Here is a 25,123-nt window from a genome sequence, read left to right as displayed (position 1 = left end):
TAACCTCTCCACAGATTCCTCAACTGTTGTCAGATATTGTCCTAAAATTAATGGCGAAAACTGCTGAGGAACGTTATCAAAGTGCGTGGGGCATCAAAGCGGATTTAGAAGAATGCTTGAACCAGTTACAGACCACTGGCAAAATCGCACTATTTCCCCTAGGTACTCAAGACATTTCGGAAACCTTTCACATTCCCCAGAAACTCTATGGTAGAGAGCAAGAAGTCCAGATACTGCTCGCTGCCTTTGAGCGAGTCGCTGCGTACGCAACTAGCAACAGCCAACAACATCGAAAATCTAACTTCAGCTCCAAACCAGTCCAAAATTTGAGCAATCCCCGGTCTCGAAGTGAAATGATGCTAGTGACCGGTTATTCTGGCATTGGTAAATCAGCACTGGTACGGGAAATTTACAAACCGGTCACTAGGCAACGAGGATACTTTATTTCTGGAAAATTTGACCAATTTCAGCGCAATATCCCTTACTCTGCTATTGTCAGAGCCTTCTCTAGTTTAGTACAACAACTGCTGAGTGAACCAGAAGACCAACTCAACCAGTGGCGAGAAAAACTCCTAGCGGTACTCAATCCTAATGGACAGGTTATCATCGATGTAATTCCTGAAGTAGAACTAATTATTGGTAAACAGCCCACGGTAGGAACTCTTGCCCCTACTGAGACTCAAAACCGCTTTAATTTAGTTTTTCAGAACTTCATCAAACTCTTTTGTGCTCAGGAGCATCCCCTAGTCATTTTCCTTGATGATCTTCAGTGGGCAGATACCGCTACACTGAAGTTGATTGAGCTAATCATGACTAATGAAGAAACCGAGTACTTATTGTTAATTGGTGCTTATCGGGATAACGAGGTCAACGCCACTCATCCGTTGATGCTAACCCTAGATAAGCTGGAGGAATTGGGCGTTACCTTTGAGCAAATTACCTTAGCTCCTTTACAAGAAAACCAGATCAATCAACTAATTGCTGATACCTTACAAACTCAGCCAGAGTCAGTGATACCATTAGCCAAATTGGTGGTGAATAAAACCGCTGGTAATCCTTTCTTTGTCAACCAGTTTCTCCAAACACTTCACACCGAAAACCTACTAAGGTTTAAAGCTCCTGAAGATGGACATCAAGCTCAATGGCAGTGGGATATTTCTGAAATTGAGGCGGTAGGGATTACTGATAATGTGGTAGAGTTGATGGTCAGGAAGCTTAAAAAACTACCAGCTACTACCCAGAAAGTGTTGCAACTAGCTGCTTGTGTGGGCAATTATTTTAACCTCACTACTATCTCGATTGTCTATGAAAAGTCCTTAACAAATACCTTTAGGGATTTACTGAGTGCTATTCAAGAAAGATTAGTGTTGCCAACATCTGAGCTGAAAACTAGTGATGAAAAAATTATCGAGTCTCAACTGGTAATTATCAATTTTCAATTTCTCCATGACCGAGTACAACAAGCGGCTTATGAGTTAATCAATCAGGAGGAGAAAAGGAAAGTTCATCTGAGGATTGGACGGCTTTTGCGCACTAACCTCTCAGAGACCGAGCGCTCGGAAAGGGTGTTTGAACTGGTCAATCATCTTAACGTAGCTCAAGATGCGATTGCAGATCCCACAGAAAGAACGGATTTGGCTCAGTTGAACTTAGACGCCGGAAAAAAAGCTAAGGAAAATATAGCTTATCGAGTAGCTAAAGACTATTTTAAACTAGCCATAGCGTATCTGGATGATAATGCTTGGGAAACTCACTACTCTCTCACCTATGCTTTGTATAAGCAACTGGCAGAGACCGAACAATTGGATAGTAATTTCGAGCAGGCAGACAAATTAATTAACTTGCTCCTATCTCGGGTAGAGTCTCTAGTAGACAAGGCAGATATTTATTTGTTAAGTATTCTACACCAAACCATGATATCCCAGGAGCATAGGGCAATTGAAATTGGTAAACAAGCTCTCGCTCTGCTAGGACTAGATTGGCCAGAACCAGACCAGCTAAAAACTATATCACTATGTTTAGAACGTGCTAGACAGCAAATTAACCACAAAACTCAGGGTCAAGCCCTCAGTGTGCTACTGAATGAACCAGAGGCAAATGACCTAATTCAAAAGAGGATAATTAAGTTATTAAATTGGCTGCTAGTTCCTTCTTATATTACCAAGCAAGACCAATTACACTTTTGGTTAGGGTCTAAAATTGTCGAGCTGTCTTGCCAATATGGCATGGTGGCTGAATCAGCCTATGGTTTTACGGTTTACGGGATGTTAGTCAGTACGGAGTTAGGGGATTCTCAATTAGGCTATGAAATTGGCTGGCTTGCTCTCAATTTGAGTAAGAGATTTAACCAATTAGATAAAGTGGCTCAGGCTTGTTATATATTTGGCAATAATTTGTTTCCTTGGGTGAATCCCTTAAAAGAATCGGAGCAGATTTTAGATGAGGCACTACAGACAGCTTTAGCTTCGGGAAACATTATATTTCTTGGTTATATACTGCTCTATAAATTAGTAAATCCATTTTATTGGGGGAAAAACTTATCAAAAATTATAGAAGAGTTACCTGAGTACTTAAGATTAGTTCAAAAAAATCATCATCGTTTAGCGGAAGATTCAATTTTGGCCTTAAAGCTTGTTCTATGCAACCTTTTGGGAAAAACTAGGGATAGATTTTCGTTTGATATCGAAGACCTCACGGAATCCCAGTATCTAGAAACTTGCCACTCTCATCATGCTGACTATGCCCTTTGCCACTATTACATCCTCAAATCTATACTTATGTATTGGTATGACCAACCCAGTCAATCCCTTGATTATTCAGAAAAAGCCGAAAAAATTATTGCTGTGCTAACCGCTAAGGTTCAGGTTGCTGTCAAAAAGTTCTACGAATCCCTGAGTTTAGCTAGTCTCTACCCCTCGGCTTCAGAGGTTGATAAAAAGCACTATTGGCAGCAGCTGTTAACAAACCAAGAACAAATGAAAGGTTGGGCAGATAACTGTCCTGAAAACTTCCAGCATTACTATCTGTTGCTAGCAGCAGAGATGGCTCGTTTATCTGGTCACCATCTAGAGGCCATGGAGTTATATGACCAAGCGATCGCTTCCGCTGAAGACCATGGCTTTATCCAGAATCAAGCCCTAGGGAATGAATTAGCCGCTAAGTTTTGGTTAAGCCGAGGCAAAGCAGACATTGCTCAAATTTACATTAATAAAGCTCACTATAGCTATCAGCTTTGGGGGGCAATACGTAAAGTCGAAGATTTGGAACAGAAGTATCCCGACTTACTGGTTAACAGAACCCAGCAGTCTTCCAACTCTTCCACCCAAACCATTAGCAGTACTACTACCAGCAGCACTAGGTCAGACCTGATACTGGATTTAAACACAGTAGTCAAAGCATCTCAAGCTATTTCTGGGGAAATCGTCCTAGCTCAGTTGCTCAATAAGTTGATGGAAATTGTAGTAGAGAATGCTGGAGCGCAGTTTGGTTGTTTAATTTTACAACGAGATCATCAACTGTTCATAGAAGCCACTAAAGATGTTGAGGGAGTTGACCAGACTCGGTTGCAGTCAATCCCACTAGCAACCAGTGACCAGTTACCCAAAGCCCTGATTAACTATGTGGCTCGTACTGGCGAGAATTTAGTTCTCAATGATGCCGGTGCTGACTCCAAGTTTGCTAACGACCCTTACCTACAGACCCGCGAGCCCAAATCTGTCCTTTGTACTCCGATCTTAAACCAGGGCAAGTTGGTCGGCATTCTCTATTTAGAAAATAATCTAACCCCAGGAGCCTTTACACCAGACCGATTAGAAGTGTTAAATCTGCTAACGTCTCAAGCAGCAATTTCCTTACAGAACGCTCGACTTTACGAACAGCTCGAAGCATTGGCTCAAAGTCTACAGGTGAAAGTAGACGAAAGAACCCAAGACCTACAGAAGGCTTTACAGGCAGCAGAAGTGGCTAACCAAGCTAAGAGTGATTTCCTCTCCAACATGAGTCACGAACTCCGCACTCCTCTCAATGGCATCCTTGGCTACGCCCAAATCTTAATGCGCGATCGCAATTTCAATCCTCGTCAAACCAATGGTTTAAAAACTATCTACCAAAGTGGCAACCATCTATTAACTCTAATCAACGATCTCCTCGACATTGCCAAGATTGAAGCTGGCAAGATGGAACTCTATCCTACTGACTCGCATTTGCCCACGTTTCTGGAAGAAGTAGTAGGAATTATCCGTATGAGAGCATTAGAAAAAGATATTTTATTCAAGTACCAGCCAGGGGATAATCTTCCCTCTGGGATTCGAGTCGATCAGAAGCGACTGCGGCAGATACTTCTCAACCTGCTGGGCAACGCCGTCAAATTTACTGATCGTGGTCAAGTAACGTTTAAAGTCAACGTACTCAATAACCAAAATGGAGGAGTTAACCATCAGGTCAATCATCCCCAGACTCTACGTTTCGAGGTGATTGATACAGGAGTGGGAATGACTCAGAAGCAGTTAGAAACAATTTTCCAACCCTTTGAACAAGTTGGAGATATCCACAACCGTGCTGATGGTACAGGCTTAGGTTTAACTATTAGCCAGAAACTGATCGACTTGATGAAGGGAGAATTAAACCTTAAGAGCGAGCTGGGCAAAGGTTCCACGTTTTGGTTAGATGTCACCTTCCCAACTTTGGAAATAGCTTTGAAAACAGAACAGAATTTAGTCGGTCAGGTAATTGGTTATCAAGGAGTTCGCCGCAAAATATTGGTAGTAGATGATAAACTCGAAAACCGTGCTGTCTTGCAAAACATGCTGGAGCCGTTAGGATTTGAGGTGGTTTTAGGAAACAATGGTCTCGAAGAAGTACAACTGGCTTGCAAAATCCAACCCGACTTGATTTTGACTGACCTAGTTATGCCTGTCAAAACTGGTTTTGAAGCTGTTCAGGAAATTCGACAGATACCTCAAATCCAGAATATAACCATTGTAGCCGTTTCAACCAGCATCTGGGAAATGGATGAAACTAAGAGCAGAATAGCTGGTTGTGATAATTTTATTTCTAAACCAGTAGACCAACTACAGTTACTCCAAGTATTAGAGCAGCATTTAGCTTTGGAGTGGATCTATGAAGACACTGCTGCGCGTCAAAAATCTGATATTCAACCAGTAGCCAATCCCTCCAAAAAAGAATCATTAGAGGAAGTATTAAATGAATCATTTATAATTCCCCCAAACTCGGAGATGGAAGTGTTATATGAGTTAGCGATGCTTGGGAGTATGAGGAAAATTTGTGAACGAGCGGTCTATCTTGAGGAGTTGGACGAGAAATACCTTCCTTTTGCCAACAAACTCAAGGAATTAGCACAAGATTTTCAAGAAGCGGAGATTTTGGCTTTGGTAGAAGAAAATCTATCAATGTCCAATTCTAACTAAAAACTTTGCTGAAGATTTCAACAGAAGGGTCAACTTCCAGCCACACGGTAGCTCCACAATCTTTGGGGATTTAAATTAGCGCTATAGTTAATCAAAGGTGAGGTTTTAAATAGCGCTATAGTTTTGTCAAGACCGGTCAAGAAGATCAAGTAATCGTTGAATATACCGATGACGGTTGCGGGATTGTTAAAGACAATTTGAAGAGAATTTTTGAACCATTCTTTACAACAGCTAGGCATCAAGGAGGAAGTGGTCTAGGATTGCATATTGTCAATAACTTAGTGGTTCAAAAGCTGCAAGGGACAATCAAGGCTGAAAGTGAGGTGGGTGTGGGAACACAATTTGTGATGACTTTTCCAGCAATCAAAGAATCCAAGGATGAGGTGTATGATAATGCTCAACCAAATTAATGAGGTAATAACTGATGATGATGATGAGGTAGTTTTTGAAGAGGATCAAGACCTAATTTTCGAGGATGATGAAGAATTATGTTTTGATGAAGATGAAGAATTAGTTTTTGATGAAACGGAAGACTCTAATCACTCAGAGGAAAGTCAAACGGCTTGGAAAATGATGATAGTCGATGATGATATCAAAGTCCACAAAGTTACCAAGCTAGCCTTAAAACAATTCACATTTGATGACAAACCCTTAATCTTTATTTCTGCTTATTCTGCTGACGAAGCCAAACAATTAATTGCCGATAATCCCGATACAGCCTTCATGTTGTTAGACGTGGTAATGGAAACCAATGATGCGGGATTAAGAGTTGCCCAATCAATTCGGGAAGAGCTAAACAACAAATTGGTGAGGATTATTTTACGCACTGGTCAGCCGGGAGAAGCCCCTGAAGAATCAGTTATTCTAAATTACGATATCAACGATTATAAGCTTAAAGTTGAACTGACTCGACACAAGTTAGTGACAACAGCGATTACAGCCTTGAGATCTTACCGTGATCTTATCACCCTGGAAAATAGTCGTCAAGAATTATCAACCCTTTATGGACAATTACAGGATTTTAATCAGAACTTAGAGGAATTAGTTCAAACCCGCACCCAGGAATTAGAGAAAGCTAAAAAAGTCGCTGATGCTGCCAACCAAGCTAAAAGTGAATTCCTCGCCAATATGAGCCATGAACTGCGGACTCCTCTCAACGGTATCTTAGGTTATGCACAAATTCTCCAGCAGGACAGAATCTTAACTCCCCAACAACAAAATGGCATTAGAATTATTTACCAGTGTGGCAAACATCTACTAAATCTGATCAATGACATTCTCGACTTCTCTAAAATTGAAGCGAGAAAAATGGAATTTTCACCCATAGATATTAATTTAAAAAAATTTCTTATTGAGGTGGTAGACGTTTGCAATATTAAAGCTCAGCAAAAAGGAATTTCCTTTATTTACCAACCCGGTGATAAAATTCCCAAGGGTATCTCTGTTGACGAAAAACGTCTGCGACAAGTTTTGCTAAACTTACTGGGAAATGCCATTAAATTTACTGACCAAGGTAGAGTCATATTTAAGGTTGAGAGAATAAGGGTAAGGCAAAATTCACCACAAGTTGATTTCGCGCAAGTCCGTTTCTTAGTTGAAGACACAGGCATAGGTATGCCAGAAGAACAACTAGAAAAAATATTTTTGCCCTTTGAACAAGTGGGAGATAGGTCTCGCTGTGCTGAAGGAACTGGACTCGGATTAACTATTACCCAAAGAATTGTCAACATGATGGGGGGTAGTCTTAAGGTTGAGAGTACCTTTGGCAAAGGCAGTATTTTTTCTGTAGAGATAGAGTTTCCTGTATCAGAGATTAGTGAGTATACTTGTCAAGTCTCTCCAAAAAGAATTATTGGTTTAACTGGACCGTCCCCAAAACTATTGATAGTAGACGACAAATGGGAAAATCGCTCTGTGATCATCGAGTTGTTGCAACCCCTAGGATTTAAGGTGCTAGAGGCAAGTAACGGACTTGAAGGGTTAGAGCAAGCAGCCAAGGAAAAACCAGACCTTATTATGGCTGATGTGGTCATGCCTGAGCTAGATGGCTTTGAAATGACTAAGCGCATTCGTGCTACACCAGACTTGAAGAATATTGTGGTGTTTGCCTTCTCAGCTAGCGTATTTGATTCCTATCAGCAAAAAAGTCGGCAGGCGGGTTGTGATGATTTTATTACTAAGCCATTACAAGTTGAAGAATTACTGTTAAAGTTACAGCAGCATCTGCAACTGGAATGGGTGTATGAAGAGCTTGAATCAAACCCACAAACCACAATTGATTCATCCTCTGAGGATAGTCCAGCAGAAGGGATTGTACCTCCTCCAGCGGATGTACTAGTCGAACTCTATGAACTTGCAAAGAGAGGCAATGTGTTTGCCATAAACCAAGAACTAGAAAAGCTAGAACAATTGGATGATAAATTTGCGATCTTTGCCAAAACCATTTATCAATTTACTGATAATTTTAATATGAAAAGAATTCGGAACTTTATTAAAAACTATCTTGATTAAATTTTAATTTAAGTAGGTGATTTGTAAGCATTCAGCGGTCAGCGGTCAGCGGTCAGCGGTCAGTGGTCAGCGGTCAGCGGTCAGCGGTCAGCTTATTTTATTCAAAAGCACCGATCTAGTAGCGCTAATCGCTGATAGCTTATGATAATAAGTTAATCGGATTTGAGATCATTTGTTATTTGTTATTTGTCTTGAGAGCCACAGTTAATTGAGTCCAGTTTTGCAGCAAATTCTAGAGCAGCTTTAATACTATCGATATTACCCTCAATCCGTGCAATTTGAATCTCAGTCAGTAACTCACCAATTTTAGAACTAGGGGATAACTTAAGGGATTTGATTAAATCTTTACCAGTAACTAGCGGTGTGGGATGGGCAACCTGGTCATTGGGATTCAAATAGTGCTCAATCAAGGGTCCTATAGTATCCACAGCCATGCCCCTGGCAACTCCCAAAAGCGCTACCACAGGAAAGACAGGTCCAACGTTAAGAAAGAAGAAATACTGCTCCCGTAATGAGATCTCCTTGGCAGTAGTATAAGACAGCAATTGGGGCAAATGTTGGATTGCCCTGACTACTATCCGAGTCTGAACACGAGAGTACTTTAACGCTAACAGCTGTTGTTCAGCAACTGCGGGTATTGATGATAATAAATTTGCTAGCTTAGCCAAATTTAGCAACGATAAAGAATGCTTAGTCACCTTTAAGTTCAATTCCACCCCAAGCTTAGGCCAGGTTTCTGCCAGTACCATCGCGGATTGGTTAATTGCTGCCATGTGCTCGAAACCCTCAGCGGTGGCATCAGGCAGCCATGGTCGTAATACATTATCCTCCCAGGCCGCTTTTAGCCAAGGTACACCCTGAGGTGACTTGAGGAGATAGCCCAATTCTGTCCGTACTCGTTCTGCTGCAATTTGGCTCAATAACGGTGCTACCTTTCTAATCGCTGATTGGGTGGCTGGGTCAATCTGAAAACCCAACTGAGCGGCTTGTCGATAACCCCGCAGTAATCGTAATGGGTCATTTTGTAAGTTTTCTGGTGACACCATCCGGATTATCCCTTTATGGCAATCCAACATACCTTGTAATGGATCAATGAATTGCTTGGTGTGGGGATTAAATGCGATCGCATTAATCGTAAAATCTCGCCTATGTAAGTCAGCCTCTAAGCTATCCCCGTCTTGTTGAGCAAAGTCAACTGTGGCGTTGCCAAACACTACCCTAGCTATTTGACGCTGGGCATCCAAAACCACAAATCCGGCCTTATAACGTCTTGCTAGCTTGCTTGCTGTCCGTACTGCTTTAGTGGGTAAAACAAAGTCTAAGTCTAAGTAATCTGACTGTCGGTTGATCAGAGCATCCCTAACCGCACCACCCACCAAGCAAGCGTCAGAAGGGAGTAACTCCCAGTTAAACGGCCAATTTTCGGGTGATAGAGCAGTTTGATAATTAGTCATAGTCATTTTCTGAAATATCAGAATGAATACTATATATCAATATGTGCTAAACTCGAATAGATAACATCGCAACTTCGGAATCGTAAACAGAAATTTTTTGGAAAATAAAGTAGTCAACAAAGTACCCAATAGTTAACTATTTTATCGTATAAGCTACTCAAAAAATGTCTGGTTTGAGCTATGCTAAAATAAAGGAATTGGAGTTTAAGCAATGTGTATTTGCATTAACTGCCACTACGTAGACCGCTGTACTACATACCATGCTGTGGAAACCCAGCATCAGGTTCCTCACCTGACGGAATCTCCCAACTTTGAAGCGGTTGAGCCTACCATCAATGTCAATATCCGTTCTACTGAAGATATAATCGAAATGGAATGGGACGTTGTGGGGTGTAATAGCTTTAAGCAGGAAACTGGCAAGTGGGCAAAGCTTCGTCCTGGTGAGCTGGTACCAACCTGATGGGATTGTGAATTTTAGGTATTCTGGCGAGAAGCTCCACTGTGCACCTAAGATAAGCATCGGATTAATCGCCAGTAAAGTTTTAATTTAACCGAGCAAGCTTTTGATAAAAGCTCGAATTGCTACTCGTTGTGTTTGTCCAGTATTTTCTATAATACTGGTTTAATTGACAAAAAAGACACGATCGAGCCAAGATATTAAAAAGTATTAATTTTTGTAACGCTGGATGTCTTTTGAGCTTTTATCGTTGGAAACAGTCCAGGACATAGCTAAGGACTATGGGTACTGGGCAGTTTTTTTTGGGATTGCCCTGGAAAACGCTGGGGTTCCCATACCGGGAGAAACCATTACCCTGGTAGGTGGCTTCGGTGCAGGTAGCGGCGAACTCAATTATTGGGTAGTCCTATGCTCTGCGATCGCTGGTGCTGTCTTAGGAGATAACTGTGGTTACTGGATTGGGAAAATCGGTGGTTGGCCCTTACTACTGCGAATTGGGGGTTTAGTCCGGATCACAGAAGCACAACTGACAGAGGCTAAAACCGAATTTCGTAAAAACGCTGCTAAGGCAGTTTTTTTTGGTCGATTTGTGGCAATACTGCGGATCTTTGCTGGTCCAATGGCAGGGATTGTTCAAATGCCTTACCCAAAATTTCTATTATGCAATTTCGCTGGTGCTAGTATCTGGGCATCGGTGATGGTCAGTTTATCTTACTTTTGCGGACGCTTGATACCTCTGGAACTATTAATCTCTTCGGTATCTAAATTTGCGATTATTGCTCTGATTTTGGTGATTGGCTCGATTGTTGTTCCTAAATGGTTTGAGTCTCGTAGACAGAAATTGGAGATCGGGGATTAATTGAGATTGGCTAAGGGTAATCGGTAATTGGTAGTTAAGGATTACCGTAACCCAATTACCGTAACCCAAAATTCCTAACTCCTGGTTTTTGCTGACCACACCCGAGTGGGTAATCCCCACAAGTAGATGAAACCCTCAGCAGCCTTGTGGTCAAACTGGTCTTCTGAGGTGTAGGTAGCCAGTTCCGGAGTGTAGAGAGAATTCTCTGACTGACGTCCTACAATTACGGCATTACCCTTGAAAAGTTTAACCTTGACTGTACCGGATACCCGCTCCTGGGTTTTTTGAATGAAAGCATCCAAAGCCTCCTTAAGAGGACTATACCACAAGCCTTTGTAGACCATTTGACTGTAGGTGTCTTCAATCCCTCGCTTGTACTGGGTAACATCAGCGGTCAAGGTCAGACTTTCCAAGTCACGATGAGCTTTAATCAAAACCGATAGCGCTGGTGTTTCGTAAATTTCTCGGCTTTTGATACCGACTACCCGGTTCTCAACCATGTCAATCCGTCCCACACCGTGATTGCCAGCTAACTCGTTGAGTTGACTAATCAAAGTCACGGGGTCAAGGAGATTACCGTTAAGTATAGTGGGGACACCCCGCTCAAAGCCGATTTCAATATATTCTGGCTCGTCTGGTGTATTTGCGATCGCTTTTGTCATGGCATAAACTTCCTCTGGTGGTTCTACCATCGGATCTTCAAGCACCCCCGCTTCAATACTCCGCCCTAGCAGGTTACGGTCAATGCTGTAGGGGGAAGACTTTTTCACTGGTGAGGGAATACCAAAACGCTCACCATATGCGATCGCATCTTCACGAGAGAAACCCCATTCCCTAGCTGGTGCCAATATTTTCAAGTTGGGGTTAAGGGCGATAATCGACACATCAAAACGCACCTGGTCATTGCCCTTACCGGTACAACCATGAGCTACCGCATCTGCACCGTATTTTTCAGCAGCCTCCACCAATAATTTAGCAATCAGGGGACGAGCCAGAGCAGTAGAGAGGGGATAGCGACTTTCATAAAGAGCATTAGCCTGAATGGCTGGAAAAGCATAGTCCTTGACAAAGGTATAGGTAGCATCAGCAACCAAGGATTCTGTTGCCCCAGCGTCCAAGGCTTTTTGTCTGATTGGTTCTAATTCATCTCCCTGACCTAAATTTGCCGCTAGGGTTATCACCTCCTTTACTCCCCATTCTTCTTTAAGATAAGGGATACAAACCGACGTATCTACGCCACCGGAATATGCTAGAACAACTTTTTCAGCACGGCTCATGATAGTTTCACCCTGTGGAAAACAACAAAATATCTATTCTATCCACATATTTCCAGAAAACGGTTGCTGAATTGCCACAAAATTCTAATCGTAATCCGCTTCAACAGTATCAATCCAAGCCAAACTAGTCCCTGGATAATAGTTGCCTAAAATTTCTTGATAGGTGTAACCTTGCTTAGCCAAGTCACGAGCTCCAGTTTGACTCATACCCTGACCACCAAATACATTTTTGACAATATGGTCAGAAGCCGCGTACAAGGACTCTACCACCCCACCTTTGTAACTTAGAAAAATGCCGCGAGTTTCTTGAACTGCCTGAGCCGTGGTGTTCCACTCATATTTGATTCCTTTGTAAACTTGCCAACGCTGAGTGTTTCCCAAATCATAGAACTTACTAGCGGGTCGAATCGCATGAACCAAAGCATAGGAGCGAGCAGCAATGGCTTGTGCTTTCAGAGCTGCCATTGGCCAACTAGGATACACTTCCGCTCCCACCACAGAAGTCAGGTAAAGCTCAAGGTCAACGTAGTTTACTGCCAAGATGCTATCTCCCTTAGAAATCAATAGCAAATCCCCTCGATACCACCGATTTCCTACTAATACATATCCTCCGTTAGTTGGCTTCACCCAAAGCCCTGCGGGGGTCTTATAGTTACCAATTTGAATATAGTCCCCTAATGGTTTAACATTACTTCCCTGATTGGCGGTTAGTTTACCCAGGGGCTTACCCCTAGCATCCAGTAACTCACCCGGTGTTGAGGTAGCCACTACCAGAGACTTAACACCATTGGCTACAGCAACTCGCATTTCTAGGATAGGAGCATCATTCAATGGCTTTGGTGCTGGTTGCTGATTTTTGGTAGCTTCTTCAGACTGGCTGGGCGGCTGGTTGTTGTGATTAGAAGACTCAGTCTTGGCTAATTTATCCGATTTATCCTGGGATTTATCCTTGGTAGTAGCAGTAGATTGTTTACTGTCTTGCTTGCTAGAGGTTGATGCTTCGGTAGCTTTAGTTTGGGCTAGGGTTGGTGAGGGGGGTGACTTAGAGACAGTGGAATTCTGATCCTTGGGGGTAGGAGATTGGGATGGTGTTTGACTTGTGGCGGTAGAGGTTAGTTCAGATGTGGTGGTATCCTCTTGGTTAGACAACCCATCCGACTCAGGGGAAACTTGATCTGGGGAATTTGGAGCAGAAGACCTTGAGGAAGATGTTTCTAACTCAGAGCCAGGTGACAGAGATTTCCCTAAGACTAAAGGTACAGATAGGGCAATTGAAAATAGGGCAATTGACCACAACACTGATTTCTTCATTCGTGAGTAAAATTAAACACTTCCTTCACCTGCTATTACACTATATAATACAGCAGTCTGATTGGGATTCTGGACAGTTACAGACAGCTTATCCCCTCCTTAGTTTCTTAAAGAAGGGGAGCAAGGGTGATTCCTGAAAACCGATGAAGTTGTTATTTACAGAAAGCTTGGAATAACAGATCAGGATCAAAAGAATTTTTGATTTGTGGGTTTACCGTCAAAAAACCGATTTGAGCCTTTCTGTAATAAATTGCAGGGGGTAATTCTGTGCTGGGGTTATAGGCACTGAGGTGTGACTTAGAACTCCCATAATTTCCCTGCCGATTCCACACACTATGTTCGCCAGACAGATTACCATAATCCCCTAGCTGATTACAAATCGACTTTTCATCCACAGGGTTACTAGAAACTAAACCCAGGAAAGCACCATCAGCTCCCACCAAGTAAGCACGACCATCAAGTTCAAAAAGTGTTTGGGCAAGACTGCGACTGGCAAAACAGTTACCGAACACAACGGAGATACCTAACATCAAACCAATCTGTTGGGTAACAGAAACTCTGCTCATGGTTAACCTAGATTTTAGTAAATCAGAAATATTTATTCCTCTAGGATTCCCATCAGACTCGGTAAAGGAACACCTGGCCAAAAATTTCTATCTAAAAGCAGAAGCAGATGGAGGATTAATAAGGTAAGGGCTAGTTAACACTCAAGCTTTGATCCCCTCAAAGATCGGCAGGGGGGTCAACCCTCAACCTGCTAACCTTGGCCAAAAGGCCACGCGTGCGCGAACAACCTGCTTACTTTCAACCTTTAACTTTCAACCTTTAACCTTGGCCAAAAGGCCACGCGTGCGCGAACAACCTTTAACTTTCAACCTTTAACTTTCAACCTTTAACTTTCAACCTGCTATTCTACCCTACGGGAACGCCAAAAGCGAAAAACCTTGGCCAAAAGGCCACGCTACGCGAACAACAATCACTTACTTTCTTCCAGTCAGCCAATAGGTGATCATCTCTCCTTTGCCCTTAACATTAATAATCCCTCGCTCTTCAAACAAATACTTGTCTCGTAAACGCTCGTAAGTGTTAGCAGTAACTTGAATTTTCCCAGGTTCCCCTTGAGAGTCCATCCGAGATGCCACATTAACCGCATCCCCCCACAAGTCATAAATGAACTTCTGGATACCGATCACCCCAGCTACTACAGGACCAGTGTTAATCCCGATGCGCAGGCGGAATGCTTCTCCATCATGCCGCTGGAAACGACTAATTTCCTGTTGCATATCCAATGCCATGTTTGCGATCGCTTCTGGATGGTCATCTCTAGGGTTAGGTAGACCACCAACAACCATGTAGGCATCTCCAATGGTCTTAATTTTCTCTAATCCATGGTGCTGCGCTAGTTGGTCAAAGCTTGAGAAAATTTGATTAAGTAGATTAACCAATTCTGTGGGAGAGATCCGAGCAGAAAGCTTGGTAAACTCCACAATATCAGCAAAGAGAATTGTTACTTCGTCAAAGCGATTTGCAATAGCTTTTGGCTCTTGTTTTAATCGTTGGGCGATGGAGTGAGGCAAAATATTCAACAACAAGTGTTCCGACTTTTCTTGTTCAGCTCTTAGTGCTGCTTCTGCTTGTTTCCGCTTGGTAATGTCGGCGACAGTGCCTTCGTAGTACAGTAGTTTCCCTTCAGCATCACGCACAAAACGAGCATTCTGAGACGTCCAGATAATTTTGCCATCTTGTCTATAAACCCGAGCTTCAAAATCAGAGATAGCACCATGCTCCTCAACAGCAGCAATAAACTCAGCATAGCTGTTGGGATTGACATAGAGTTGCTGTTCAATATCGGTCACTTTAGCCACTATTTCTTCTGGGCAAGAGTAGCCATACATCCGAGCTAAAGCTGGATTGACACTCAGGTACTGCCCATCCGGTGTAATCTGAAAAATCCCCTCAGCAACATTTTCAAAGATGCTACGATACTTCTCTTCAGCTTCCTGGAGTGCATCTAGAACCCGTTTGCGCTCCGTAATATTACGAGCAACCCAAATCACACAATTGTTTGGCAGGGGTGAGACGCTCGCAGCAAACCACACCTGGGAATTATGAGGGGTACAGTGTGAAGTATGAAAGGGTTTGTCAGTTTGCCCAACTAGCTTTTGGCCATTGAAGTCCGAAAGTTTTTCATAATCGGATAAAGTGTGACAAGATTTGTTAGTTTGATGGACTATATTCTCGGAATCGAAGTCCGAAAGTTTTTGGCCATTCAAGTTTGATTTAGAACTAATTGCATCCTTAATACTTCCTAGTTCATAATTTCCTATGGGTAAGCTATATTCTATATTCAAGGTTTGTTTAGTATCTAAGACTTGCCGGATATGAGTGACAAAAAGTTCAGCTTGCTTGGGGGGCAAAACCTCGTAGACACTCTTACCAAGTAGTTCGGTCGTTGGACTATATAAAACCTCAGAATTGGTAGAGACTACTTTCATGTATCGTCCTTGAGCATCAAAAACAGTAATCACATCTGTCATCGCCCCAAATAGCACCCGCAACTCAGCTTCGGATTTACGTAGTGCTGCTTCGATGTGCATGCGCTCTACAATCTCAATCCGTAGTTGATGATTAGCGTCCCGTAGTGCTGCAGTCCGTTCCTCCACTCGGGTTTCTAACACTTCATTGGCTTTTTGCAACGCTTCCTGAGCTTGCTTACGCTCAGAGATGTCTTCCACAGTACCTTCGTAATAGAGCAAATTACCATATTCATCTTTAATGACACGGGCATTTTCGCAAATCCAAGTCAAACTGCCATCCTGACGATAGACTTGAGACTCGAAATCCACTAACATACCATTTTCTTCTAATAACTGGATGAATTGGGAGCGACGGTTCGGATCAACATAAAGTTGCTGCTCAATATTAGAGACAGTATTAATTAATACTTCTGGGGACTCATAACCATAGATGCGAGCTAAAGCTGGGTTGGCACTAAGGTAACCTCCTGACGGGGTGGTTTGGAAGATGCCTTCTACAGCATTTTCAAAGATATTGCGATATTTCACTTCAGCTTGCCTCAGCGCTTCTTCAGCTTGCCGACGCTCGCTAATATCAATCCCAATAGTGAAAGCAGCTGAGCCTTGATGGTACTTCTGGGCAACAATTACATAGTTTCGCTTTTCGTCATTGACAATAGCCGAAACCTCTCGGGAAGCATCTTGCTCTGAGCTAGCAAAAAACTCTTTGACAAAGTCATTAAACTCTGAGCTAGCCTGGAGAAACCCAATGTCTTGACCCACAAAAGCCTCTGGGGGCAAGTTAAACGTTTTGGCTAAATGGCGATTCACACCCAAGTAGCGCAAATCTGAGCTAATCCAAGAGACAATCCCCGGTACTGCCTCTAAGACAGCCTGTAACTGATCTTTGGTCTTGCGCAGGTCATCAAGAGCCTGCTGACGTTCGGTAATATCAATCCCAACGGTGAAAGCAGCTGAGCCTTGATGGTACTTCTGGGCAACAATTACATAGTTTCGCTTTTCGTCATTGACGATAGCCGAGACCTCTCGGCAAGCATCTTGTTCTGGAGTGGCAAAAAACTCCTTGACAAAGTCATTAAACTCTGAGCTAGCCTGAAGAAACCCAATGTCTTGACCCACAAACCCCTCTGAGGGCAAGTTAAACGTTTTGGCTAAATGGCGATTCACACCTAGGTATTGCAAATCCGAGTTAATCCAAGAGACAATCCCCGGTACCGCTTCCAACACGGCCTGTAACTGATCTTTAGCTGCCCTTAGTTCTTCTTGAGCTTCCTGACGTTCTCGCACCTCGGTCATGAGCTGAGCATTAGATGCTTTTAAGTCAGCTGTTCGTTGTTCAACCTTTAGCTCTAGCTCATCGAAGGCTTTCTGGAGTTCTGCTTCAATTCGTTGCCGCTCAAGTATTTCATGTTTCAACTGTTCCGTTGCCATTTCTAATGCTTGAGTATTGGTTTCTAGATACCTAGCTTTCTCAATCCATTGAGCCACCTCAGCCAATAATTCAATCACCACATTTGTGCTGTAGGGTTCGATCAATGGTGTGGCGCTAGACGACTGATTGTATTGGTGAGTTTGTGTATCACAGGTACAATTATAGGTTTCAACCCCTAACCAGGGTAGGGGTTTAATCGGACGTTCACTAGTAAAGACAATTTCAAATTGTCCAGTAGGTAAAATCCGTCCAATCCGGCATTCTTTGCCAATGTGGTGATTGGGTTCAATTTGGATTAATCCTCCCGGAGCATCAAATTTCTGACCATAAGCTGCCACCCTTACCCGGTCTACTTCAAATGATTGAGCGGATTCCACGGCTTGTTTCCAGAGGTAAACCTGGGCATAGGCGGCTTCAATGGGGTCACTAGTAACTCGGTTAGCTCCGTAACGACGCTGAAAATTCTCGACAAACCGTTGATTATTAGGAGTGTCCAGACTCTGGAAATAGCTCCAGCTGGCATAATGTCCCGCCGCTGTATCCCCTATCCTTTGCAGTTCTGCCTCAGCCACACTCACTGCCATAATCGGAATGTCATCAGCTGTAATTCCAGAGGATTTGTACTGCCGATAGAAGGCTACATTACTGTCACCATTGAGGGTATTGAAGACCACATCTGGTCGAACTTGTTTAATTTTGGTGATCACCTCACCGATATCTTGAGTGCCTAGAGAAATGTAATCTTCCCCAACCACTGTCCCCCCCAGCTGTTTCAGTTGCGCTTTAATAATCTTGTTGGCAGTCAGGGGGAAAATATAGTCACTACCGATCAGATAAAATCGCTTACCGTAATTTTTCACCAGCCAGTTCACCGCTGGCTCAATTTGTTGATTTGGACAAGACCCGGTATAAAAAATATTTGGGGAACATTCCAGACCCTCATATTGTAGGGGGTACCATAGCAGAGAATTTAACACCTCGAATACTGGCAAAACTGCCTTACGAGAAGCAGACGTCCAGCAGCCAAAGACTGTGGCTACCTGATCCTCTTGAATCAGTTTTCTGGCCTTGCTCTCAAATTCTGCTGATTGCGATGCACCATCCTCAACGATCGCTTCGATACGTTGACCAAGAACTCCTCCGCTTTGGTTAATTTCTGCGATCGCCATCAGCTCAGCTTCCACCAGGGGGGCTTCGCTAATTGCCATAGTACCCCGCTGCGAATGCAATATACCAACTCGCATACAGGGGTTATCAGTGTTGAAACTTGGCATTGCTTAAATTCCTGCAATATTTATTTGCAAATCTTTAACTTTTAAGCACCCATAAGCCTCTCACGCTGCGTTTACCGAGCAACCGCAGGCGACGTGAGCTACTCTTAAAAAATCAATGTTATATAAGTGCGAATGTAGCGAGCACCCTGATTAAGTCAGGAGAAAACCGTGTTAGGGGAGGAATTTCCGTGAGGGTAAAGGAAATATTTTCGGGTCAACCCGTTAACTATTTACACAACCCACCCTTACTTAGACTCGAAGATGGCTTAGTTTCTGCTGCAGTTGTGGTCATAGAAGTAAAATTTAGAGAATCAAGAGAAAAGTGGCAAAATCTAGGTAAAAATTCATAAAGTTTAGTTGTAATTTTTCCATTTTATTCCCTCCGACCTTTGACCTGTTCCCTCCGCAAGTCAATTACACTGCACCTCAACCAATTAGTACAACAATAGTATAAGTAAGTTAAAATTTCCTGTGAACTCAATATATTTCAACATAACGACTATACAATTGTTTACAAAGCCATGATGTGTCTTTGAATACTATCACTGAAAAAAATTTTGGCGTAGCTGATAAAGCTTAACCCATCCCACCACTCCAGTAGATCAGATTTCGAGTCATGAGTCTTGAATTATAGCGGTTTTCATTTATAGCGGTTCTGATATTAATCAGAGCAAACGCATCTAAAGTATAGAAGCGTTACTCAAAAGCGATGCAGTCCGCCAAAGCGGGTTTACCCCACTCGCCCTTTGCATCTAAGACAAATATTTAAAAATTACTAAGCAAAAATACTTATCGTATAACGCTCATATCCATTTGAAGTTACCGTAAGAATAAGGCAGCCAAAATCCGCACAGTTTTAACCCTTTTTCCCATAGCCGACCAACCATAAAGGCTGCCTTATTCTAAGGTTTCGTCCTAGGCATTTCAAAATAAGAGGGGAATACCACTGTCATATTAATCAGGGTAAGCGCAATAAAAATTGAGCAAAATGTGATATTGGGCAAAAATTATGACCATATTAAGCCAAGATTGCTCAGCACTATTGCCCTTTTTTTCAATATTGTTGATAATAATGTCTGCTTATTGATTCTTGCGAATACCGGTGTCATATTAATTAGGTACACAGGATTGTTTACCTGATCCGAAGTTAGCTCTTAGGATTTCATTTCCCCCGTAATAATGTAAGGGGGATTCGAGTTCCCTAAAATCCCTTGCCTTATGTACCTCAGATATTTGATAAATACAAGATACTACACCTGAGTTTTTGACAAATGACAAATGACAACTAGCTAATGACAGAAACGGAAACGTAAACGTCACCTTCTGCGGTAGTCTAGAACAAGTAAATTAATCAGCCTTGTAGAAATTGACAGCCCTATGACCTCTACCACCAGTCCTGCCCGGACAATTCGCATCGGTTCTCGGAAAAGCCAACTTGCTCTGGTCCAGACTTACTGGGTACAAGAGCAACTGAAAAAGCATTTTCCAGACCGAGAGTTTGAAGTCCAGACTATGAGTACCCACGGAGATAAAATCCTGGATGTGGCTTTATCTAAGATTGGGGATAAAGGGTTATTCACTAAGGAACTGGAATTGGGAATGCTTAGGGATGAGATCGATTTTGCGGTGCATTCCCTCAAAGATTTGCCGACCAGATTGCCAGAAGGGTTGGTGTTAGGGTGCGTCACCGAACGGGAGAACCCCGCAGATGCTTTAGTAATGCACCAAAAGCACCAAGATAAACAGATAGAAACGTTGCCAGAAGGCTCGGTAATTGGAACCTCCTCCCTCAGACGGCTGGCTCAGCTGCGCTACCATTTTCCCCATCTGAGTTTTAAAGATGTCAGAGGGAACCTAAACACTAGACTGGCCAAACTGGATGCTGGTGACTACGATGCACTGATTTTAGCAGTAGCTGGGCTACAACGACTGGACATGAACGATCGCATTCACCAAATTTTACCACCGGAGATCTCGCTCCATGCTGTGGGACAAGGGGCTTTGGGAATTGAATGCCGCTTCGATGATCAAGAAGTCTTAGAACTGCTCAATGCGATCGCACATCCCCCCACTGCTCAACGCTGTTACGCAGAACGGTCATTATTAAGGGAACTCGAAGGTGGCTGTCAAGTTCCGATCGGTGTAGACACTCAGTTGGAAGGCAATACCCTAACCCTAACAGCTATAGTCGCTAGTGTCGATGGGCAAAAACTTGTCAAAGATACCATTCAAGGGGATTCGAGTCAGGCAGAAAATCTGGGAATCGAACTTGCCCAAAAGCTCAAACAACAGGGAGCTCAAGAGATTTTGGAGGAAATTTTGGCTCAAATCGAGCGGGAATAGGAAGCTACCTGAAACGTCAATTCTATTCCTGTTCCAAGGGCTATCGATTTTATAATTTTCCTGATCCGCGTTCAGTGTAGGAAAAGGCTAAGGAAAAGGTTTTTTAAGCCATAGCCTTTTTCTTTTCCCGTAGAATTTTTCATAAGGCTAGAGTAATCTAGGATAGCCGGAAAGCTGAAGGTTCTTCGATCAAGTCTGACAGGATTTAAAGGTCAATTCCTGAAAAGTTCTGCTCCATGTTTCAGGCTTTATCCAATGCACTTCATCCTTCAAGCTCGCAGCTATTTCAAAGGCACTAACAACCAATAATTGACAACTAACAGATGAAGATTCTATTCGTTGCGGCGGAAGCAGCTCCCATCGCGAAAATTGGCGGTATGGGGGATGTAGTGGGATCATTACCCAAAACCTTGAGGCAATTGGGACCCGATGTCCGAATTTTCATGCCTTACTACGGCTTTTTGCCCGATAAAATGGCGATTCCAGAGGAACCAGTGTGGTCCGGTAATGCTATGTTTCAACACTTCAATGTGTTTGAAACCCTACTACCAAATACTGATGTCCCCTTATACCTATTTGGTCATGCTGCCTTTGCTGGTCGCCAAATCTACTCTGGAGATGATGAAGACTGGCGATTCACCCTATTTGCCAATGGTGCAGCTGAGTTTGCTTGGAACTACTGGAAGCCTGATGTTATTCACTGCCATGATTGGCACACGGGCATGATTCCCGTTTGGATGCACCAATCATCAGATATCAGCACAGTTTTCACAATTCACAACCTGGCTTATCAAGGCCCCCAGCGCTGGCGCTTAGAAGAAATTACTTGGTGTCCCTGGTATATGCAAGGTCATAATACTATGGCGGCAGCTGTACAGTACGCTAACCGGGTAAATACTGTTTCTCCGACCTACGCTCAACAAATCCAAACTGTTGAATACGGTGAATCCTTAGAAGGTTTGCTGTCATTTATCAGTGGTAAAACTGTTGGCATTGTCAATGGGATTGATACAGAAAGTTACAATCCCGAAACCGATAACTACATTCCTCACAACTTCACCGCTGATACTATCGACATCCGTAGCAAAAACAAACTAGCCCTCCAGAAAGAAGTCGGCTTAGCTATCAACCCTGATACCTGTGTGATCAGTATGGTTTCCCGCTTAGTGGAACAGAAAGGGATTGACCTGCTGGTTCAAGTTTTACAGGGTTTCCTAGCTTACACCGATTGTCAATTTTTAGTCCTAGGTACGGGAGAGCGCTACTATGAAACCCAACTGTGGGAAATCGCATCCCGCTATCCAGGACGAATGTCTGCTCAAATCCTATATAACGATCCTCTAGCTCGACGGATTTATGCTGGTAGTGATGTATTCTTGATGCCTTCCCGCTTTGAACCCTGCGGGATTAGCCAAATGCTGGCTATGCGTTACGGCTGTATCCCCATTGTACGACGTACTGGCGGTTTGGTGGATACAGTTTACCACCATGATCCTATCAACCAAACTGGCACGGGTTACTGCTTTGACCGCTACGAACCCTTAGATTTATATACTTGTATGGTTAGAGCTTGGGAAGGTTTCCGCTACAAGAAAGAATGGCGGAGTTTGCAGCAACGAGCTATGAGCCAAGACTTTAGTTGGGAAAAGTCAGCCAAGCAATATATCAATATGTACCAAGATATTGTAGGATCACCTGCAGAAGCACCTCAGCAGGTATCACAAGACAACCATTTAGTTGTTGCCAGCTAGACAGAACATTCCCTATGTTACACCTATTCTGTTACTGTGATCAGTGATCACTAAGGACGGCTATTTTAGCATGGCTATTGTACCATGGCTATTTTAGTTTTAAATAAGGGTGAAATTAGCACCACTTTCCCATAGTGGATCGGTGCTACAGCTGTTTACAACTAGGTGCATGACCACTACACTGCATGACTACTAGACAGAGAACGTTAGGGGTTGCTATGAAGATTATGGGGAAACCGGTAGTAAAACCCAAGCGCAGCAATTCTTATAAGTACCAAGGGCGGTGCAGCCCCCTAGAGGGCAAGATGTTCACCCCTCAAGGCTCTCGAAAAATCTCTCCTTCATTCCTCAACCGCTTATCTATAGATCAAGTCATGCCCTGGGGGGTAGCCATGTTGCTATCCTCAAGTGGGCTACCAGCAATAGCACAAATCACCTCAGCAGAAGACAGTGCAGGAACTATTGTAACTCCTAATGGTCAAAGCTTCGATATCACTGGTGGTACCCTCTCTAGTGGCGATCAACAGAATCTGTTCCACAGTTTTGAGGAATTTGGACTCGATTCCGGTCAAATTGCCAATTTTATCTCTAATAATCCCCAGGTTAGGAATATTTTGGGGCGAGTCGTAGGCGGTAATCCCTCAATTATTAATGGTCTAATTAAAATCACAAGCGGTAATGGGAGCCCTAACTTATACTTAATGAACCCAGCAGGGATTGTTTTTGGGGCTGATGCTCGACTGGATGTCCCTGCTTCCTTTACAGCAACCACAGCCACTGGGATTGGCTTTAAGGACGGGAATTGGTTTAATGCCTTTGGGGACAATAATGATTACCAGAACTTAATTGATGACCCCACTAGCTTTGCCTTTGATTTAGCCCAACCTGGAAGTATCATTAACGCTGGTGACCTGGAAGTGCCAGACAATCAACGGATCGCCTTCATCGCGGGTAGTGTGATTAACACTGGGCAACTGAAGGCAGAGGGAGGCAACATTACTATCGCTGCTGTACCAGGGGAGAGTCTGGTTAAGATTTCTCAATCTGGAAATTTGTTGAATCTAGAGATTGACCCCCCTCGTACACTAGATGGGCAACCATTAATTACCGCACTAGATATACCAGCGCTACTCACAGGACCAGCCCAAGCCGTTGAGACTGGACTTAGTGCCAATTCCAACACCGTGCAGCTGACGGATTCTGGCACCACAGTTCCCACTCAGACAGGAACAACCATTGTCTCGGGTACTCTAGATGTTTCCAACCCAGAACTTAGGCGACGCAGTGTAACAGTATTAGGCGATCGCATTGCTCTAATTGATGCCACGATTGACTCTTCTGGCAGTAATGGTGGCCAGGTGTGGATTGGGAAGCACCCCCAAGACAATCCAGACAATGTAAAACTAAATGCCAATCGCACCTTTGTCAGCCGTGATTCCGTGATTAACGTTGATGGAAAAAATTCAAATCAAAACGGCGGTCGAGTTACTGTCTGGTCAGAGGAAACAACAGCATTCTACGGGGAGATTACTGCCCGTGGCGCTCAAGAGCAAACTTCGCAGCCCGGAAATGGTAGGACATCAGATGGTGGGACAGTTGAGATATCTAGCCAACAGACTTTAATCTTTGATGGCCAAAAAGTTGATGTCACCGCCCCTGAAGGTGAAAACGGCACGATTACATTTGACCACAATAACATTACTATTGTACCTGGGACAGGGATTGCTGGTCAGCAGCTAACAGATAATCCCCTTGGTTTTGATCTGATGGAAATTTTGTCGGGGAATGGCGAGACAGCTGGCTTTACCCTTGGCGCGAATGCCCTAGAACAAGTTTTGGGCAACATTATTCTGAATACTAGTAATGATATTACCGCCCCCAACGTCTCTCTGAAATTTTCTGGAGATATCACCATTGATGGCGTTAATGTCACTCTAGGTGATATCAAGACAGATGGGGGAGCCATTACAATCAAAGCGTCTGAGACTCTGAGCACAGAAGAGCTTAACTCATCAACAACAGTTGGCAAGGGAGGGGATGTTACCCTCGATGGCGATAATATTCAGGTTAGCTGGATCAATGCCCAAGGTGGTAGTAATGGGAAAGGGGGCAATGTGGAAATTACCACAGAAGGTTTTTTTAGAGCCACTGGAACGTTTGACACCTTAATCGAGGGCCAAGAAACAGCAGTCAGCATTGCTACAGTTGGGGGAGATGGTGGAGGAAAAATCACCATCAGTCATGGGGGAAACGGGCAAACCCCCTTTGAGGTGGGAAATAGTATTACTAATGGTACAGAGGGAGCTATTTCTACAGGTGATTCTACCATTCTTCCACCAGAATCCTTTTTGACTTCAACGAGCTCAGATTCAGGTGATATAGAAATTAAGACTGGGGAGCCATCTTCAAATGCGACTAGGGAAGGTCAAGGAATGGCTACCAATTTGCTCGGGAATTCTTCGACTAGGGAAGGTCAAGGAATGACTACCAA

At 43.3% G+C, this 25,123-nt stretch carries 12 protein-coding genes and 1 pseudogene; 8 read left to right on the top strand and 5 right to left on the bottom strand.

The genetic code is table 11. The annotated features are described in order from the left end of the window. The first annotated feature begins 50 nt into the window (after window positions 1–50). From AC4II3_RS12635 to AC4II3_RS12625, 3 genes and pseudogenes are all read left to right on the top strand, one after another. Window positions 51–5,426 (top strand): hybrid sensor histidine kinase/response regulator, encoded by a 5,376-nt coding sequence (locus tag AC4II3_RS12635; RefSeq protein ID WP_490722820.1) that lies wholly within the window; start codon window positions 51–53, stop codon window positions 5,424–5,426. Window positions 5,427–5,575: 149 nt separating this feature from the next. Then, window positions 5,576–5,836: pseudogene (locus AC4II3_RS12630) on the top strand (ATP-binding protein); the annotation flags it as partial. Continuing rightward, window positions 5,820–7,937 (top strand): response regulator, encoded by a 2,118-nt coding sequence (locus tag AC4II3_RS12625; RefSeq protein ID WP_488029319.1) that lies wholly within the window; start codon window positions 5,820–5,822, stop codon window positions 7,935–7,937. The pseudogene AC4II3_RS12630 and the gene AC4II3_RS12625, both read left to right, overlap by 17 nt. A 182-nt stretch (window positions 7,938–8,119) precedes the next feature. On the opposite strand, the gene AC4II3_RS12620 is transcribed toward AC4II3_RS12625, so the two are convergent. Continuing rightward, a complete protein-coding gene (locus AC4II3_RS12620; RefSeq protein WP_488015090.1) occupies window positions 8,120–9,391 on the bottom strand; it encodes a tRNA nucleotidyltransferase/poly(A) polymerase-related protein in 1,272 nt (423 codons plus the stop codon). A gap of 211 nt (window positions 9,392–9,602) precedes the next feature. Between AC4II3_RS12620 and AC4II3_RS12615 the strand changes: the two genes are divergently transcribed. Both AC4II3_RS12615 and AC4II3_RS12610 read left to right on the top strand, forming a co-directional pair. Further along, entirely contained in the window at window positions 9,603–9,851 is a 249-nt protein-coding gene (locus tag AC4II3_RS12615; RefSeq protein ID WP_044492409.1) for a Ycf34 family protein, read from the top strand. A 226-nt stretch (window positions 9,852–10,077) separates the two neighbouring features. Next, window positions 10,078–10,707: a DedA family protein gene (locus AC4II3_RS12610; protein ID WP_488015088.1), complete on the top strand. Its 630-nt coding sequence runs from the start codon at window positions 10,078–10,080 to the stop codon at window positions 10,705–10,707. Between the two features lie 74 nt (window positions 10,708–10,781). Here the strand turns inward: AC4II3_RS12610 and AC4II3_RS12605 are convergent, their stop codons facing one another. The 4 genes from AC4II3_RS12605 to urtA form a co-directional block, all read right to left on the bottom strand. Beyond that, a complete protein-coding gene (locus tag AC4II3_RS12605) occupies window positions 10,782–11,984 on the bottom strand; it encodes an argininosuccinate synthase (RefSeq protein ID WP_488015086.1) in 1,203 nt (400 codons plus the stop codon). 84 nt (window positions 11,985–12,068) lie between these two features. Beyond that, on the bottom strand, window positions 12,069–13,295 hold the full coding sequence (locus AC4II3_RS12600; protein ID WP_488015084.1) for a SpoIID/LytB domain-containing protein: 1,227 nt from the start codon (window positions 13,293–13,295) through the stop codon (window positions 12,069–12,071). Window positions 13,296–13,447: 152 nt separating this feature from the next. Then, window positions 13,448–13,861: a hypothetical protein gene (locus AC4II3_RS12595; protein WP_488015082.1), complete on the bottom strand. Its 414-nt coding sequence runs from the start codon at window positions 13,859–13,861 to the stop codon at window positions 13,448–13,450. A gap of 414 nt (window positions 13,862–14,275) precedes the next feature. Next, window positions 14,276–18,538 carry an urea ABC transporter substrate-binding protein gene (gene urtA, locus AC4II3_RS12590; protein ID WP_488029318.1) on the bottom strand — a complete coding sequence of 1,421 codons (4,263 nt, stop codon included), beginning with the start codon at window positions 18,536–18,538 and terminating at the stop codon, window positions 14,276–14,278. A gap of 1,377 nt (window positions 18,539–19,915) precedes the next feature. Here urtA and hemC point away from each other — a divergent pair. The 3 genes from hemC to AC4II3_RS12575 all read left to right on the top strand — a co-directional run. Further along, window positions 19,916–20,881, top strand: coding sequence for a hydroxymethylbilane synthase (hemC, locus tag AC4II3_RS12585; protein WP_488011067.1), 966 nt, complete (start codon window positions 19,916–19,918; stop codon window positions 20,879–20,881). 323 nt (window positions 20,882–21,204) lie between these two features. Beyond that, entirely contained in the window at window positions 21,205–22,632 is a 1,428-nt protein-coding gene (glgA, locus tag AC4II3_RS12580) for a glycogen synthase GlgA (protein ID WP_488011069.1), read from the top strand. Window positions 22,633–22,937: 305 nt separating this feature from the next. Continuing rightward, window positions 22,938–25,123, top strand: a 2,186-nt coding sequence (locus tag AC4II3_RS12575) for a two-partner secretion domain-containing protein (RefSeq protein ID WP_490722819.1), incomplete at its 3' end; no start/stop codon positions are given.

The sequence above is a fragment of the Moorena sp. genome, from assembly GCF_982860115.1.
The sequence above is the reverse complement of the archived record's forward strand: the minus strand, read 5'-3'. Positions and strand labels throughout refer to the sequence as shown.